The organism is Rhodococcus sp. 05-2254-5, assembly GCF_002258575.1.
GTDB classification, from domain to species: Bacteria; Actinomycetota; Actinomycetes; order Mycobacteriales; family Mycobacteriaceae; genus Rhodococcoides; species Rhodococcoides fascians.
The window spans coordinates 15,062-30,226 of record NZ_NOZG01000031.1; the positions used below are offsets into that span (position 1 = coordinate 15,062).

At 61.1% G+C, this 15,165-nt stretch carries 15 protein-coding genes; 6 read left to right on the forward strand and 9 right to left on the reverse strand.

Annotated features, from left to right (window positions below; all coding sequences use genetic code 11):
* Positions 1-89 precede the first annotated feature (89 nt).
* On the reverse strand, positions 90-707 hold the full coding sequence (locus tag CH278_RS23410) for an SMI1/KNR4 family protein (protein ID WP_032370883.1): 618 nt from the start codon (positions 705-707) through the stop codon (positions 90-92).
* Positions 708-1,112: 405 nt separating this feature from the next.
* Between CH278_RS23410 and CH278_RS23415 the strand changes: the two genes are divergently transcribed.
* The 4 genes from CH278_RS23415 (at position 1,113) to CH278_RS23430 (ending at position 5,197) form a co-directional block, all read left to right on the forward strand.
* Positions 1,113-1,973 carry a hypothetical protein gene (locus CH278_RS23415; RefSeq protein ID WP_143536294.1) on the forward strand — a complete coding sequence of 287 codons (861 nt, stop codon included), beginning with the start codon at positions 1,113-1,115 and terminating at the stop codon, positions 1,971-1,973.
* A 254-nt stretch (positions 1,974-2,227) separates the two neighbouring features.
* A complete protein-coding gene (locus CH278_RS23420) occupies positions 2,228-2,971 on the forward strand; it encodes a hypothetical protein (protein WP_032370884.1) in 744 nt (247 codons plus the stop codon).
* Positions 2,972-3,416: 445 nt separating this feature from the next.
* Positions 3,417-4,466 carry a ComEC/Rec2 family competence protein gene (locus CH278_RS23425; RefSeq protein WP_032370885.1) on the forward strand — a complete coding sequence of 350 codons (1,050 nt, stop codon included), beginning with the start codon at positions 3,417-3,419 and terminating at the stop codon, positions 4,464-4,466.
* 2 nt (positions 4,467-4,468) lie between these two features.
* A complete protein-coding gene (locus CH278_RS23430) occupies positions 4,469-5,197 on the forward strand; it encodes a hypothetical protein (RefSeq protein WP_094622983.1) in 729 nt (242 codons plus the stop codon).
* Between the two features lie 270 nt (positions 5,198-5,467).
* On the opposite strand, the gene CH278_RS23435 is transcribed toward CH278_RS23430, so the two are convergent.
* The 4 genes from CH278_RS23435 to CH278_RS23450 form a co-directional block, all read right to left on the reverse strand.
* Positions 5,468-6,643 carry a tyrosine-type recombinase/integrase gene (locus CH278_RS23435; RefSeq protein ID WP_032370886.1) on the reverse strand — a complete coding sequence of 392 codons (1,176 nt, stop codon included), beginning with the start codon at positions 6,641-6,643 and terminating at the stop codon, positions 5,468-5,470.
* A 320-nt stretch (positions 6,644-6,963) separates the two neighbouring features.
* Positions 6,964-7,842, reverse strand: coding sequence for a ParB/RepB/Spo0J family partition protein (locus CH278_RS23440; RefSeq protein WP_032370887.1), 879 nt, complete (start codon positions 7,840-7,842; stop codon positions 6,964-6,966).
* Complete coding sequence (locus CH278_RS23445; RefSeq protein WP_032370995.1) at positions 7,843-8,532, reverse strand: ParA family protein; 690 nt, start codon at positions 8,530-8,532, stop codon at positions 7,843-7,845. It abuts the gene before it with no gap.
* A 1,532-nt stretch (positions 8,533-10,064) separates the two neighbouring features.
* Positions 10,065-10,532, reverse strand: coding sequence for a TniB family NTP-binding protein (locus CH278_RS23450; RefSeq protein ID WP_230593005.1), 468 nt, complete (start codon positions 10,530-10,532; stop codon positions 10,065-10,067).
* Between the two features lie 57 nt (positions 10,533-10,589).
* Between CH278_RS23450 and CH278_RS27695 the strand changes: the two genes are divergently transcribed.
* The gene (locus CH278_RS27695) at positions 10,590-10,766 is read left to right on the forward strand and encodes a hypothetical protein (protein WP_155288467.1); all 177 of its coding nucleotides are present in this window, start codon (positions 10,590-10,592) and stop codon (positions 10,764-10,766) included.
* Between the two features lie 117 nt (positions 10,767-10,883).
* On the forward strand, positions 10,884-11,303 hold the full coding sequence (locus CH278_RS23455) for a hypothetical protein (protein ID WP_094650287.1): 420 nt from the start codon (positions 10,884-10,886) through the stop codon (positions 11,301-11,303).
* A 72-nt stretch (positions 11,304-11,375) separates the two neighbouring features.
* Here the strand turns inward: CH278_RS23455 and CH278_RS23460 are convergent, their stop codons facing one another.
* From CH278_RS23460 to ctaD, 4 genes are all read right to left on the reverse strand, one after another.
* Positions 11,376-11,666: a DUF4229 domain-containing protein gene (locus CH278_RS23460; protein WP_052053811.1), complete on the reverse strand. Its 291-nt coding sequence runs from the start codon at positions 11,664-11,666 to the stop codon at positions 11,376-11,378.
* A 32-nt stretch (positions 11,667-11,698) separates the two neighbouring features.
* The gene (locus CH278_RS23465; protein WP_032370888.1) at positions 11,699-12,661 is read right to left on the reverse strand and encodes a cytochrome c oxidase assembly protein; all 963 of its coding nucleotides are present in this window, start codon (positions 12,659-12,661) and stop codon (positions 11,699-11,701) included.
* Positions 12,662-12,671: 10 nt separating this feature from the next.
* Positions 12,672-13,271 (reverse strand): copper resistance CopC family protein, encoded by a 600-nt coding sequence (locus tag CH278_RS23470; RefSeq protein WP_032370889.1) that lies wholly within the window; start codon positions 13,269-13,271, stop codon positions 12,672-12,674.
* Between the two features lie 94 nt (positions 13,272-13,365).
* Entirely contained in the window at positions 13,366-15,138 is a 1,773-nt protein-coding gene (gene ctaD / locus CH278_RS23475; RefSeq protein WP_052053812.1) for an aa3-type cytochrome oxidase subunit I, read from the reverse strand.
* Between the last annotated feature and the right edge of the window lie 27 nt (positions 15,139-15,165).

The following is a 15,165-nucleotide window of genomic DNA, read 5'->3' on the forward strand; positions in this document are numbered from 1 at the left end:
GCAACACCGGGTGTTTCGGAGGGTGGCCGCTCCAATGCAGGCCGTCGCTGCCCGTACCGCTATCTCGGCGCTCTCGCCCTGCAGCAACGTCATTCGACGATGTCCCAGTCCAGCACCCCGTTGTCGACCGCTGCTGTGTACCAGCCGACCGATATCTGATCGGTCACGGCCAACCTGACGTCGCGAACAAATGCTTCCAAAGACGGCCAGGTTGGCACACCCAGGTGCCCGCCGTCGTCTGATCGGTACGACACACTCCCCCGCATCTCTCCCGAACGGGTGTCGCAATACATCAAATTCGAATCCCAAGCCGCGATAGGGACGTACCCCGGTAGGAACAGGTGATCTTCCGCCTCGGTGCCCGCCTCGACCAGGTTGTCGACGATCTCGGCGTACGTCCCGTCGAACATATCTGGTTCTGTTGCAACGACATCCGCCATGACTTCGACCATGTCGCGATGCCGCTGAGGTATCTCCACGACCTGCAGCAGACGTCCGGCCGGAACGACGAGTCCCGCGCCGCCGACCTCCTTCTGACCGTCGTGAAGGCCGAAGAACTCGCGAAGCTCGTCCGGCCACGGAACCGTCGCTGCCTCGGCCCGTTTCACCGCACTCGTCGACGCGCATGGCCTGAGCGTTCGCGCCGTCACCGGTGCCACATCCCGCAGCGCAGTCACGAGGAGGTTCCACTCATGAGTCAACGACATTGCCCGACCCTACTGCGTAGAGGAATCTTACGATTATCGCAACGCAGATCGCTTCGCGACAGTTTTCCGCACCGTCACCGTGATTACCTCGTCGGGCGTCGGGACGAAACGTCGACAACTGTTGAGTAATTCTGTTTGTCGACCATTCTTCGACTTGGTGTTACCGTCGTTTCATGACGATCCAGCAGAAAGGCGCATGAGCGCCCGCACCCCACCCGGGCGCTCCTCGAAGCACCTGACCAGATGGAGTCGAGCATCCAGATGTGACGACCCATGACAGCAGCGCCGCACCTTCCCATTGTCCCCGCCGACAGTGCAGCTGAAATCGTTGTGCTGCAACGGTTTGTGAATTCCAGAATCCGGTCCGGCTCGTTGTCGCCCAGTCATAACCCGCACCCGGCCGAGGTGCCGAGCATCGAACTCGAAGATGTCACCGTCCGCGTGGGTGCGACGGTCAGAGATCCGACGTTCATGGGCACCTTCGACAGGACCGCCGGTGTGCGGTGGATACAGGTGAACCTTTACGCGGTGTCCAACGCGCCCTCCGGCACCGGGGCGACGGCGCATCGGCCGGCCACGGACCTACCATATCCGGAGCAGATCGTCTGGTTGCGTACAGTTCTGGGCGATCTCGCCGACTATGCGTACAAGGTCGTCACGGACAGAGGGCTTCTCCGCCCCGGACCGGCCATGTTCACGGTACTCGTGGACCGCCACGGTCACGGCCAGCTCGCACCGAGCGACTTCGACTGGGCTATGGCCGGCGGCAGTAGCCGACGGATCTACCCCGAGAAAGTTGTACCGGAAGACCCGGCGTTGCTCAAGTATCTTCGCCTCCACGGTGACACAGTCGACGCGGATTCGATACTGCACCCACAGATAGTTCCCCCACCGGTGTGGGCGCAACAGTTCCTGTCCGAGATGACGGCGACGATCGCAGACCACATCGGTCGTCTCGACGAGGGCCGGTTGTTCACGTTCCACAAGGTGGCGCTGCACAGTATGGATCGGGTCATCGTGCGATACACCTGGCACCTGCTCGACGGTGGCAGGGAGTACGGGTACGACATCGACCTGAACGGGCTGCGCGCGCACCGGCTGCGCGATCTGGATGATCCCCGAGCGTTCAGTGCAGGCCGATCGATCGGCGGCATACCGTTCGGCCAACCCGTCTTTCACTCCCCTCGCTTCGTCGATGGAGTCATATGGATCGACATCGGCACACCATCGAGGTCGCCGACCGACGGTGCAGGAGAGTCCGCATGACCGACCGGTCAGACCTCATCATCGCGGGAAAACTCAACGCCCACTTGGGCTTTTGGATCGGCCCTCACCGCGCATGGGCCCGGGCGTCAGTGCAGCGCGAGCCGTTCCACGACGTCCACGTTGGTTCTAGCTTGCCAGTTAAAGGTTCCAGTGTCCTCGACCCACAATCGACCGTGGTCACGGTACGAGCCGGTAGTCGTCCGGGGTTGGAAGAGTACGGGTCATTCCCATCGGATGCGCAGCCGTGTTTAGTGATGGTGCAAGTCAAAGGCTTCGCTGCGGGATCCGACCCGGACGACCTTCGCCGGCCTCGACGCCCGGTCGCGGCAGAGGAGGCCGCGGGGTGGATGCGTGCGGTCATCGGCGACGACTGGGCCGACTATGCGTACGTACTCGTGCACGACACAACAGTGACCACCTCCATGGCCTGGCACCTTTTCGTCGTCTTCGTGGACTGTGCAACAAGGGAACCGTCACTCGCACCGAATGATCTGGACTGGAACCGTCTGCCGCGCAGTAGGTACGGAACGTTCGCCAAGGCGGAACCGGACCCACGCAATGTGGTGCTCGTTGACACTCTTGCGACCACCGGACCGTACGCCGACACCGCGGGTCTGACACCCAAGATGTACGCCCCTTACGGAACATGGGATGACGTCGCTCTCGACTCATCGGCGGCGACGAGGGAATGCTTGCCGGCTTTTACCGCACTGGCCGACCGTCTGGTCGTACGCCGCCGAGTACACGAGCGGTTCAGGCCGGTCTCGGTCACCCTGGTCGGGACCGACATCACCGTGACTTATCGCCATCCCATCGATGCGACGACGGATCGAACGGTCAGCATCGTGGCACCGACGATGACTGATATCGAACGCAGACAAACGGATACACGTCACGGGCTCAGCGGTGATGGCGGAAGCTACGTGAAGACCATGAGCGGGTGGGCGAACGGAGTCACAGGAAACTGGCGCGAGTCGATCGCATACGGACCTATGTGATCAGAGCACCGGAGAACCACCTGGGACAGAGGGCGACCAGCCGAACCCGGACGTGCAGCCACCTGTTCCCAGTGATGAACTTGCAAAGCAAGCTACAAGAACATCGAGCGGACGCTCGGTCCCGCTGAACCTTCCTGATGACGCAGATACCGCACCGTCAAGAGATGTTGACGGCGCGTACCCCATTGTCTGGCCGTAAGCATGCAGGCGCGGCATAAAACACACTGATGGGATTACAACCTGTTGTGTCACACGCAGATGTCGGACACCAGGTGTAGCGTCTACTGGGAACAAACCGAAAGCCCCGAAACGGGCACACCAGAGGTAGCGGCTTCGGAGCTATTGGCTGAACTTGGACGGTTCACAGCCAACGTAACTCCGTGGGACCAGCGCGTCAACATGGGCGTGTGCTTCGCTGCCTCGCGCATCTGAGAGGCACCCACACATGTATGAGTTGGATTTCTTGCCTGTTGAAGCTGAAGATGGCAATGGCACGAAGAGTGGCGACGCGATCACGGGCAGATTTTGGCTGGCTGATGGGACTTCGCGGGTCATAGTCGTCGATGCCGGTTACTCCGCGATCGGAGAAAACGTCGTCGATCACGTTCAAACCTACTACGATACCGATCGGATCGACCTCCTCGTCTCGACCCATCCAGACGCAGACCACCTTAATGGACTGGTTTTCGTACTTGAGAACCTCAGCGTCGGAGAGCTACTTATCCATAGACCGCGGGAACATTTTGTTAGTGGGGACGCGGAATTATTCTCCAACATCGAGAGGGTCGATGCTGTCATTGCGCTTGCGGAATCGCAGGGAGTTACTGTCACCGAGCCGTTTCGCGGATTAACCCGATGGGGTGGCCAATTCAGAGTTCTCGGTCCGACGCTGGACTATTACCGGTCGCTGATTCAGCAGTACATCTTGGACGAGAGATCTGGTGTGGCTGCGACTGCTCGCGCAAAGAAGAGTCTGACCGCTGCCTTCTCCAAGGCCACGGACTTGCTGTCGAGGGCTTTGCCGTTCCTGCCACCCGAAACCCTTGAAGAAGATCCGGTTACCAGTCACCGCAATAACACCTCTACTGTGCTTTTGTTATCCGACAACGAGAAGAGGGTGATCCTCACGGGTGACGCAGGTGTGCCCGCCCTGTCGTTGGCTGCAGATGAGTACGAGCGAGTGATAGGTGAGTTCGCAACTGCGCCGGTCGACCTGTTCCAGGTCCCGCATCACGGGAGTCGGCATAACCTGTCTCCGTCTTTGCTCGATCGGGTGATCGGTCCGATTGGCGCAACGGTCGAGGTTGTCGCCGTGGTCAGTTCTGCTAAGGCCAGCACCAAGCACCCGAACCCGAAGGTAACGAATGCACTCCTTAGGCGTAGTGCTCATGTTGTGGCAACAGAAGGCCACATCGTTTGCAGTCAGAACAATGTAAATCGAGCGGGGTGGACACCGATTCCGAGTCTGGGACCGCTAGTCGAAGATTCGGAATAGACGTGGAATTGCCAAAGATGATGGATACATTTGATTTTCGCGCTTACGGTCTCCCGAGCCTGATCGTGAGCAGTCCGGTGGTCGCGCTCCTACAGGTCATTGCGTCCGAACTCGGTGCTGCTGCGCAGTGGTGGCAGGTCGTGCCAGTGCCTCTATGGTTGGCGGTGTGCACATTGTCTGTGCATCTTGGTCACAATCCGGGGAAGAACCTTGAACCGACGCTGTGGGCGAGCTGGGGTGGGCCACCCACAACGTCGCTTCTTCGATGGGTGAACGCAGAAAATCCCGAGCGGGTGGCCGACCTGCACCGCACACTAGCCCTGTTAATTGGCACGCTCCGTTTGCCCTCCGAGTCAGAGGAACGTGCAGATCCCCGACGCGCCGATCAAATCTATGAGACTGCGGTCGGCCGAATAATTGCGTTAACCCGGGACGCAGGAAAATACCCGTTACTAAAGAACACTTTAGTTTGGTACTGCTTCCGACGCAGCTTACTTGGTCTACGCCCGAAAGGAATCATCATTGGGGTCGTGGCAACACTTGCTTGCGCCATTCTGGGGGTCTTGGCTGCCTGCTCAGTTGTGGATATGGGCATAGCCGGCCCGTTCGTAGCTGCTGGAATCGGCTGTGTTCAAGTGTTGGTGCTCGCTGGTTTTGCATCGGAGGATTCCGTTCGAGCTGCAGCCGACAGGTATGCGCAGGAACTCGTCAAGCTCACGTACGCCCTATAGTTAGACGAGATTCTCGCGTCAGACCGACGGCATCGATGATCGTCCCGCACTGTCGCAAGACGGCCTCAACGGCGACCGATCGTGATCTTGCAAGTCGGGTTGCTGGGTACTCCTGGTGACCTTTGACGTTCAACCTGCGATCCCGAACATTGATCGTGTTTTTCTATCATCACCAGCTCTGTAGGTCTGCGGTGTTCCTATGGCAGCGCTGGTCAGGACTATGGACGAGTCTCCCGCGTTGTTGCGATCTTCCGAAGTCGTAGCTCACCGTCAGAGCCCGATATTGGTGACGGCATTACCGACGAGGGGCGCATGTTCACGGCGGTACACCTCGACGGAGTCAAGGCTGGCGTGGCCGGTCTGCCGGGCGATGGCGGATCCATCGGCACCGTTGCGGGTGCCTTGAGTGACGAAGCCGGCGCGGAGCGAATGCCCGCCCAGCTTCGCGAGTGCGGTCGGGTCGAAGCCGGCGTGGTCGGCTCGGCGGCGGATGGTCTGGTGGATCGCGGCTCCGGACAGCGGCGTGCTGCCAAGATTGCCGTTCTTCGCGACGGACCGGAGCAACGGTGCGCGGGCGGCGGTGCGCGGCACTCCCCCACGACATACGTGAGCGTCGAACGGTTCTCGCTTTCGGAGTAGGCGGATCACGGACGGACGGCCACCGGCGTCGAACGCAGCCACGACCTGCACCCAGCGAACGTAGGCGCACGGTGGGCAAGTCTCGTGGGAGTCTGTGTACGGCAGGGCCTTCACCGCTCCCCTGCCCTCTTGGTCGGTCTTCGACTTCCGCAGCCGCACATGCAATCCGTCGTGCCGGTGCACGGTGATGTCGCCGCACACGAGGTCGGAGAGTTCGCTGCGCCGGAATGCGCCGGCGAACCCGAGGAGCAGAATTGCGGAGTCGCGACGTTCGAGGACCTCGTCGGCCCAGCCTCGGCATCGGTCCCGTGCCGTTTCGACGAGGAGTTTGATGTCCTCGACCAGCAACGGGTTTCGTGGGGTGCGGGGTCGGTCGCCCGCCGCGGCATACTCGCGCCGGATGCCGGACAGTGTCGCGGTGACGAGTTCGTGGGCTGATGGCGACAGATGGCCGGTGGTGCGGTGGTGGTGGTTGATAGCGGCGATCCAGGTGCCGAACGTAGCGACGGCGTAAGCCCGCTCCCCTGTTTCGTTTCGGGTGTCGGCTGCGTCGACGAGGTAGGCGGCGACGGTGATCGGGTGTGCAGGGAGCGTCACGTGACCATTCGTCTCGCACCAACTGGTGAAGCGTCTCCACGCGGCGGCGTAGGTCTTGCGGGTTCCCTCGGACCGGGAGGAGTGCACGGCAGTCGCGATCCGCTTCGCGACGGCGGGTGGGATCTCGGGCTCGACCGCGACCGACCTGCCCGCGTCGGAAGTGCCGGCACCGGTGGTCACGGCAGGTGTTCGGCCTGGTCGGAAGTCCATATCGGCAGCCTAGCGTAGGTCACCGACACGCCTGCAGCGCAAAGCTATGCTGAGCTGGCGTTTCGCTTTAGACGGTGCGGAAAATGCAATTTACGTTGGTCTAATCTGAATAAGTAAGGGTGAGTAGGAAGCTCTATCTGCAAGAGTGCCATTGGCGACCGATCAGAGCTGGCGAAGTGGTGGGTCGCGCTTCTGACACAGACCGGCTACCTGGGCTTAAGCCTCCGCTCCACTTCCCCACTGGTCCGAATCGGAGGCTCAGCAGCAAGGCCTCGGCGGATGTGCTTTCCGCCGAGGCCTTCTTGGTTGGATGAGCTGTGTCAGATGCCTCGAAGCGTCTTCACCAGCTCACGTATGTCCTCCTCGTTGAGCGCTTCCCTGATCGCGACTGCCACAGAGTGGGGATCGCTTTTCAGCTTCATCAGCGCCCGGATTGCGGCGCTGCGTGATGCGATCTGCTTGTCAGCATCGGAGGGTCGGCGTGGTTTCTTCTCGTTTGCTTTCGGCGATGGTGGGTTCTGCTGGCGTGAAGACCACTCAGCGACCTGCTCCGCAGACGGAATCTGCGCCAGCGCCCGAGCGTCTCGGATCGCGAGATCGCCTGAACGTAGTTTCTCCCGCAACTCAGGCTCTAGCTTGAGCAATGCGCGCCGCTGCGAGATCCAGCCTTCTGATCGCCCCAATTTTTGAGCGGCCTTGGTGGCGCTTCCGAGTTCAGTAACAAGAAGGTTGACAGCTTCTGCCTCTTCGACAACGTCGAAGTCTTGCCGGTCCAGGTTTTCGACTATTGATGCCCACAGGATGGCCTCTTTGGATGTTGCAAGGCTGTCCTGAACGACCACATCCATTCCCTTGCGGCCATACTTCTCGCTCGCAGCAAGCCTTCGGCAGCCGTTGACCACAACCCAACGTGCGGAACCGATTCTGGCGACGTCCTCTGGCCAAAGTTCGAGCCACCGTGCGCTCGTAACCACTGTCCCAGGTTGAAGCTGCCGCTCCGCGATTGTAGCCAGATCGGCGAGATCCCCGACCGCTGAGCGCGGATTCCGAGGGTTGGCCACTAGTTCGGACAGAGGCACATCTGGTCTAAATTGGCCATCCACAGGGATGGATGCATCCACGGGCGACTTGTCCCCCACTGAACCAACCAGACTAGAAAAATCGACCCGACCGCCCCGGGACTTCTGTGATGTTGCCATTTACTTACCTACTTCCAGCTCAAGGCACAAGCGTTGGAAGTCCTCACGTGCCTGCAGCGATGCCCGATTTGGCGGGTACTCGGTAACCACTTGCCCCTGAGCTGCGGCTCGACTGTGCACCTTGTAGTGCCGAACAACGGTGTTGGCGAGTGGCCAACCTTGCGCTTGGACGAATGCTTCGGTCTGTTCCAGGTCGACTCGGCCGTCTCTTGGATCCCAGTTGTTGATGACGACAATGAATGGGATTCCCTTCGGCTCAAGCACTTTGGAGATTGTGCGGGCCGTCGGGTCGAAGCTGAGTGGCTCCGGGACGATCGGGACGATCGCGAGATCGGTCACCGAAAGTACAGTGTCGAGCGCTTGTCCTGAAGTGCCGTTATCTACAGCCCCAGGACGATCGCCGATCCAGCCCGGCGTATCGACGTAAACGTGTTTGATTCCATCCAGGTTTGGCAGATGGCGGAGCATTTCCGGGTCGTCGATCTGAGTGACCCGGAAGGGAAGGTCCTGCACTCTTTCGGCCCACCACACTGCCGAGCCCTGAGGGTCGATCGAAGCTGCCAGTACTGGCGATTCGCTCTGCTTGGCTCCGGAGCGAGTCAAGACGTCATTCTTGACTGCCGCCAGGTTCATCGTGAGGGTACTCTTCCCCACTCCGCCCTTTTGGCTGATTATTACGTGTACGGGCATTGAGCCCACCTTCCGTTTGCTTCACCGCGGTGCGGCTACTTCGGTGTGGTGTTCTGGCGATGATCTTTACCGCGGTAAAGATCCGCGAGAACGCGCAGCGCTGGAGTTGCTTGCGCCCTCGAAATGTACATCACTATGCCTCCAGAGTGTTCGGTTGTAGCTTCGACTCGCCGGGTCATGTCTGTGATCCGATGGCAGACTCCCCCGCTGGACCTCGGCGCTCACTGGCTCGTCCACGCGCTGTGGTACTTACCGGCTAAATCTTTACCGCGGTAGACGTCAAATCAGTGAAGGTGGGCAGTGCTTAAGTCCGCCTGTCGCACCATCAACTACTGGTATTCAGACTTCTGACCCGAGGGTGTGGGAGCTACACCGTTGCAGATTCGTGCGAGGACTGTGTCATTGAAGCAGCGAGCAGGGCTGCGGACGGCAGCCGTCCCCAACGTTGGCTGGTTCGCTGGTCGACAGCAGTTAGTCGGGAGGCTTGCTAGGTATGGTGATACACGAAGTGCCGGCACCACGCCCGTCGGATGTCTTTAAGGCCCGCTGAGGCGCGTCGTACTAAGATTTCTGGGCGCGACCTGGCGTTGGTTCTGCAACAGTCGTTGCACTTCGAAGTACGCGCTAGTTGCTTGCTGTTGCAGTGCACTGCAATCATGCGCGACCAGGCTCTTCTGATGCAATCGGCCGGCCGATATCGTAGTGAGGGTGCAACAGTTTTCGTTAGGGTTTTCGGGCAGGCCCAGTTTGGTCGTTTCGCCCAATTCCGGCGGACTGTCAAGGCGCTAGGTCCTGAGCCTTGGCGTTGTCGCGTCTTTACCGCGGTAAAGGCTGATCTCTCACCGCAAGGTGATGATTCAGTAAATGCGAGTGGGTGGTGGGGTGATGTGGGCTCCAGTGAGGCCTTGAGTTTCATTTCTTGTCGGCAGTTAGTTTCAGCCATCTCGTAGGACCTTGGTTTGGCCGGCAACGCCTTGCGGCGGATTTACGTAGGGTGAATCGCGATAGTTCGCGCCGAAGTAAGACCGGGGGGCAGGATGTCGCACCCCACCCAATTTCGTCACTGTGACGAAAAGTGTCGCACCCACAAGCGTCGGGATCTGGCCGATTTGCAGTCGAAGTTCCGGGTTCTTTGGCGGTGCGCATTCGAAGGCCGGCCGAAGGTGGCGGCGGGCCTTTGATAGACAATATTCAATCGAATCCGCTTTAACGAGGCTGGCGTGTGCTGGGGAACTTCCTGTTGAGTGCATTTGCTTGAGTTAAATCGTGGATGCGCTTGATGCGCTGGGGGACCGGGGCCTGCAGAGCCTGGAGTCCGGGTGACCCGTTCCATATCTTGGCGACCTTTACCGCGGTAAAGATTGAATTTGACCTTGGAGTGGTACAGAGCTGCACCCTTGCGTCGAGCTCTCTTCGTGTTGCCGTTCGAGCGCGCCCTTCGAGGCAGGCTTCAGTGCTATGCCTCGCTCAGGCCGAGTGCGACGCTGGCAAGGCTGCATCCTGACATCGATGGAGCGAACATAATCGCGCTCCTATGGGATTGGGGCAACAGGTGAGTCGAATCGTGGGCTGGCACCAATGGTCCAGGCTCTGTGTCCTCTAAGGAGAAGCGCTTCGTAGGAGGGAACGGATGAAGGTGTGTCAGGGTCTGGACGAACGAACATCTTCACGCCGGTGGCGCGGAGCAGCATCAATGCTTGCTGTTCGAGTTCGTGGACCCGATTGCGGGGCCTGGTCGGTGTTCCCAACGCTGTGAGCAGTGCGAGGTAGAACCGGCCGGGTGACGGGTCCGGGGGCATCTGCATGCACAACACCGGTATCTGCTCGCGGTCGGACAAGCTGATCGGCGGATGAGTGCGCCGGAACTTTTCGATGATCATCGACTTGTCGTTGTTCGTCGGACCGAGCAACAGTAGGTTCGGCATACGCTGTCGGTCCGGCCACGACAGCAACGTCTCCAGATGGTCGATGACCGTAGCGATCACCTCATCGGTGCTCACGCGCACTCTGTACCTCGGTCCCACCGAGCGGCGCCGCCAGTTCGAGCGCCACCTCGCGTGAACGCGCGGCTCGCGGCGATGCCCGATGATGCGTACGTTCGCCCGTGGCCGCTGCATCCGCAGCCACTGCCAGGTGAGGCCCTCTCGTCCCACCGCGGGCTCGGCCACGACACCCCGTGTGGCCACGAGATGGTGCGCGCCACCCTCGCCGGTATCCAGGTATCGGTCGCGTAATAGTCAGTGAGATAACCGATTTCGGGTGTACTGTAATGCGCTTCATGCCGTACTGTTGGGGGCAGCGGGAAGGCCAGGTTCTTCTCAGAGCACTTGCAGGCGAACGCTTTTCCCGACATGACCAGATGGTCGGTGCACCCAGGTCCCGTCGCCGTGCCGATCGACCGGTGGGGCCACATGCCGTTCCCCGCACAGTCGATGTCCCCGGCAGGGGTCGGATGGATCGTCGATGCCCATCGCACTGGGCAGCCGCCTCGACACGACCCACGACCGCCTCGGTCGCTGCTCCTCGGTGATCGCGCGCTGGAAGCGGACATGACCGGCTCGCCGCCGCAACCCGTTGCAGCTGCACTGGACTCGGACTACTACCGAATCGGTATCGATGCCCGCCGCCGTGCCCACACCGATCTGGCCGATGTGTCCGACATAACCGATGATCTCGAGCATCGGATCGAGAATCTGTTGCAACGCACCCTCGAACTGCTCGATGGCGCGCCGAAACCAGAAGCGCAACCACACATCGAGTGGGTCGGGTGAACAGTGATCGACAAGAACGATACGGCCATGCCGTGAATGCGTACGCCGGCGTCAGAGAGTTCTGCTACGGGGTCATCCCGCCGCGGGACCTCGCTTCTTGATCGAGCGCGCGCGATCGACAGCTTCGATGTCCGCGTTGATGGTTCGGCGACGTTTCCTCAGAGTCAGTGCCGACAGCGGCAGGCTTGCGGCAAGTGCGGCGAGTAGTACCAATACGAAGGGAATGTCGAGGGTCGTCAGCGCGTCGACGGCCAAGATCACGCCTGCAGCGACGCACACGAGTATCAGCCGTACGCCGTTGTAGGCCAGCACATGAAAGACGAGCTGCCCCTGGGGGGTTGCGGGTGTGCGGATCAGTGGCATCGGCCGTCCTGTCGTGCGTAGTTGTGCGGGCGTCACCGTAGGGTGCGGGGCCGGGTTTCGGTGCCGATCTGCTTGAGGAAATCGTTGTAGGCGTTCAGTTCGCTGTATCCGTCTTCTTCGGCGTGGCGATCCGCGACGGCCGATTCCTCTTTTTCGTCTCGGTTCCATCGAATGCAGAAGATGAGCACCACCAGCAGGGCCACCGGCTCACCGTAGGACCATGCCAGCGCCCCGGCGAGTTTCTGATCAGCTATCGGATCGACACCCCACTGCGGGGGAGGGGAGGCGAACGTGGCGAGCATGGGGGTGCTCGACATCATCAGGATGACACCGAAGAACACATGCAGCGGCATCTCGACGAACAGGTCGAACATACGGCCCAGATTGCTCTGCCGAACAGGGAGGGGGCCGACGGCGAGCACAGGGATGATGAACAGCAGCCCGCTGGCGAAGAAGAAGATCTCCATCGATACGTGCCCGATCTCGCTGACGGCGAGAACATCGAAGATCGACGACAGATACAGACCGTAATAGCTGAAGAGGAACAACGGAATCGTCAGCCCGGGGTGAAGCGCGATGCGCCCGGCGCGGCTACGCAACCCCGTCAGCGCCGCGATCAGTACCCACCGCCCGGTTCCGTGATGAGCGGTGGCACGCAACAAAAGTCGTCCGGGCGAACCCACCACCAACAACGGTGGGATGGTCATCGACAACGTCAGATGCTGGAACATGAAGACGCTGAACAGGCTGTAACCGTAGCGTTCGACCTGCAGTCCGGTCACCAGGACCAGCGCCGCGCAGCCGAGCAGAAAACTCGCACTCCGCCACCGTGACCACGCGATACCTCGACCGCGGACCCGGTAGAGCCCCCAGCAGTACAGCCCGGCCATGACGATGCCGGCGATCGGCAGGATCGGGAGCGGCGGTACATCGAAGCTCAGCAACGCTGCCAGCGTCGGCGGGCCTTCCGGGGGAGTTACTGCGGCGATGTTCATCGGGACCCTGTCATTGCTTGTCCTTGCCTCGGATCACCAACGTCAGGGCGATGGCAGCGAGACCGAGGACAGTCAGGCCCACGATGGAGAGCAGCATCATGGTGTTCTGTTTCGGTGGCCGGTCTTCGCTGGCGGAGGGATTGTTGGGATCGTAGGGCTGCGTAGCCGTGGTAACAGGAGTCGGCGAGGTCGAGGTCGCACCGCCCTGCGATTGCTGTGCAGCGGCGTCCTGAGGGGTGGCGGTCGCCGCAACGTCGACGGAGAAACCGTACGACCCGGTGATCGGGTGCCCGTCCGCGGAGGTGACACGGTAGCCGACGGTGTACTGCCCGTTGGGGAGTCCGTCCTCGAGCAGGACCGATACGTCGGGGCCCTCGACCGTGGCCGTTCCCTGTGCCCACTGAGTGTCGCCAGGACCCACGACGCTGATGGTTGCGAACGATTCGTTGATGTCCTGGTTGAACACCAGACCGACACCGATCGGCGCGAACTCCAGGGTGGCATCGGCGGGCGGGTCGGAGCTGACCAGTTCGCTGTGCGCCGACGCCGGCGCTGCAGCGAACAATGCTGTCCCGCAGATCATCACAGCGATCAGCATCAGACGTTTCACGTGGGGTACTCCTCTGTATCGAGCCCGACCCAACAACTACGGGACATAGTAGTAGGGAGGGCGGTTTAGCGGTGGGTCACTTCTGCGACGATGGTTATTTCACCGGGTCCGGCGGATCGGATCGCTCACGGCCGGCGATGGCTTCGGTGATCACTTCCGAGGGCGCGATCGAATCCGAGTGCGGGCCACCGACGTGCTGCTCGGCGCGGATGCGTTCGACCATGTGCGGATAGTGAAGCTCGAACGCCGGCCGCTCGGAGCGGATTCGGGGCATCTCGGTGAAGTTGTGCCGCGGTGGTGGGCAACTGGTCGCCCACTCGAGGGAGTTACCGAACCCCCAGGGGTCGTCGACGGTGACCACTTCGCCGTAGCGGTAGCTCTTGAAGACGTTCCAGATGAACGGCAGCGTCGAGGCTCCGAGAACGAACGATCCCACGGTCGAGACCTGGTTGAGGGTGGTGAATCCATCGGACGGGAGATAGTCGGCGTAGCGGCGCGGCATTCCTTGCGCTCCGAGCCAGTGCTGAACGAGGAAGGTGGCGTGGAATCCGAGGAACGTCATCCAGAAGTGCCACTTGCCCAGTCGTTCGTCGAGCATGCGGCCGGTCATCTTCGGGAACCAGAAGTAGATGCCCGCATAGGTCGCGAACACGACCGTTCCGAACACGACGTAGTGGAAGTGCGCGACGACGAAATAGGTGTCGGTGACGTTGAAATCGATGGGCGGGCTCGCCAGCAGCACCCCGGACAACCCGCCGAAGACGAACGTGACGAGGAATCCGATGGAGAAGAGCATGGGGGATTCGAGGGTGACCTGGCCGCGCCACATGGTGCCGATCCAGTTGAAGATCTTCACCCCGGTCGGCACGGCGATGAGGAAGGTCATGAACGAGAAGAACGGCAGCAGCACGGCACCGGTGGCATACATGTGGTGCGCCCACACCGCGATGGACAAGGCGGCGATGCCGACGGTGGCGTAGATCAGCCCCTTGTACCCGAAGATGGGTTTGCGGGAGAAGACCGGGAAGATCTCCGAGACGATTCCGAAGAACGGTAGCGCGATGATGTAGACCTCGGGGTGCCCGAAGAACCAGAACAGGTGCTGCCAGAGCAACGCCCCGCCGTTGGCGGGATCGAAGATGTGGGTGCCGAGTTTACGGTCGGCGAGCAGGCCCATCAACGCCGCGGTCAGCAGTGGGAACGCCAGCAGGATCAGAATCGAGGTCACCAGAATGTTCCAGGTGAAGATCGGTAGCCGGAACATCGTCATTCCCGGAGCGCGCAGGCACACCACGGTGGTGACCATGTTGACCCCGCCCAGGATGGTGCCCAGGCCCGCGACGAGCAAGCCCACGATCCACAGGTCGGATCCGATACCGGGGGAGTAGACGGCGCTGCTCAACGGGGTATACGCGGTCCAGCCGAAATCTGCGGCACCGCCGGGGCTGATGAACCCTGCGGTGGTGACCAGCGCGCCGAACAGGTACAGCCAGTAGCTGAAGGCATTGAGCCGGGGGAAGGCGACATCGGGTGCGCCGATCTGCAGCGGCAGGATGTAGTTGCCGAAGCCGAAGACGATCGGGGTGGCGTAGAGCAGCAGCATGATCGTGCCGTGCATGGTGAACAGCTGGTTGTACTGCTCGTTGGAGAGGAACTGCATTCCCGGAACGGCGAGCTCGGAGCGCATGATCAACGCCATCAGGCCACCGACGAGAAAGAACCCGAACGAGGTCACCAGATACATCAGCCCGATGACCTTCGGATCGGTGGTGGTGACCATCGTGTGCAGGAACGACCCCTTGCGGGCCCCGCGGGGAGGATAGGGGCGAACCGCCGGCGCAGCCGGAGGAGATGTCAGCGCCGTCATGGAACCACCTTCGAATCGCACGCGAAT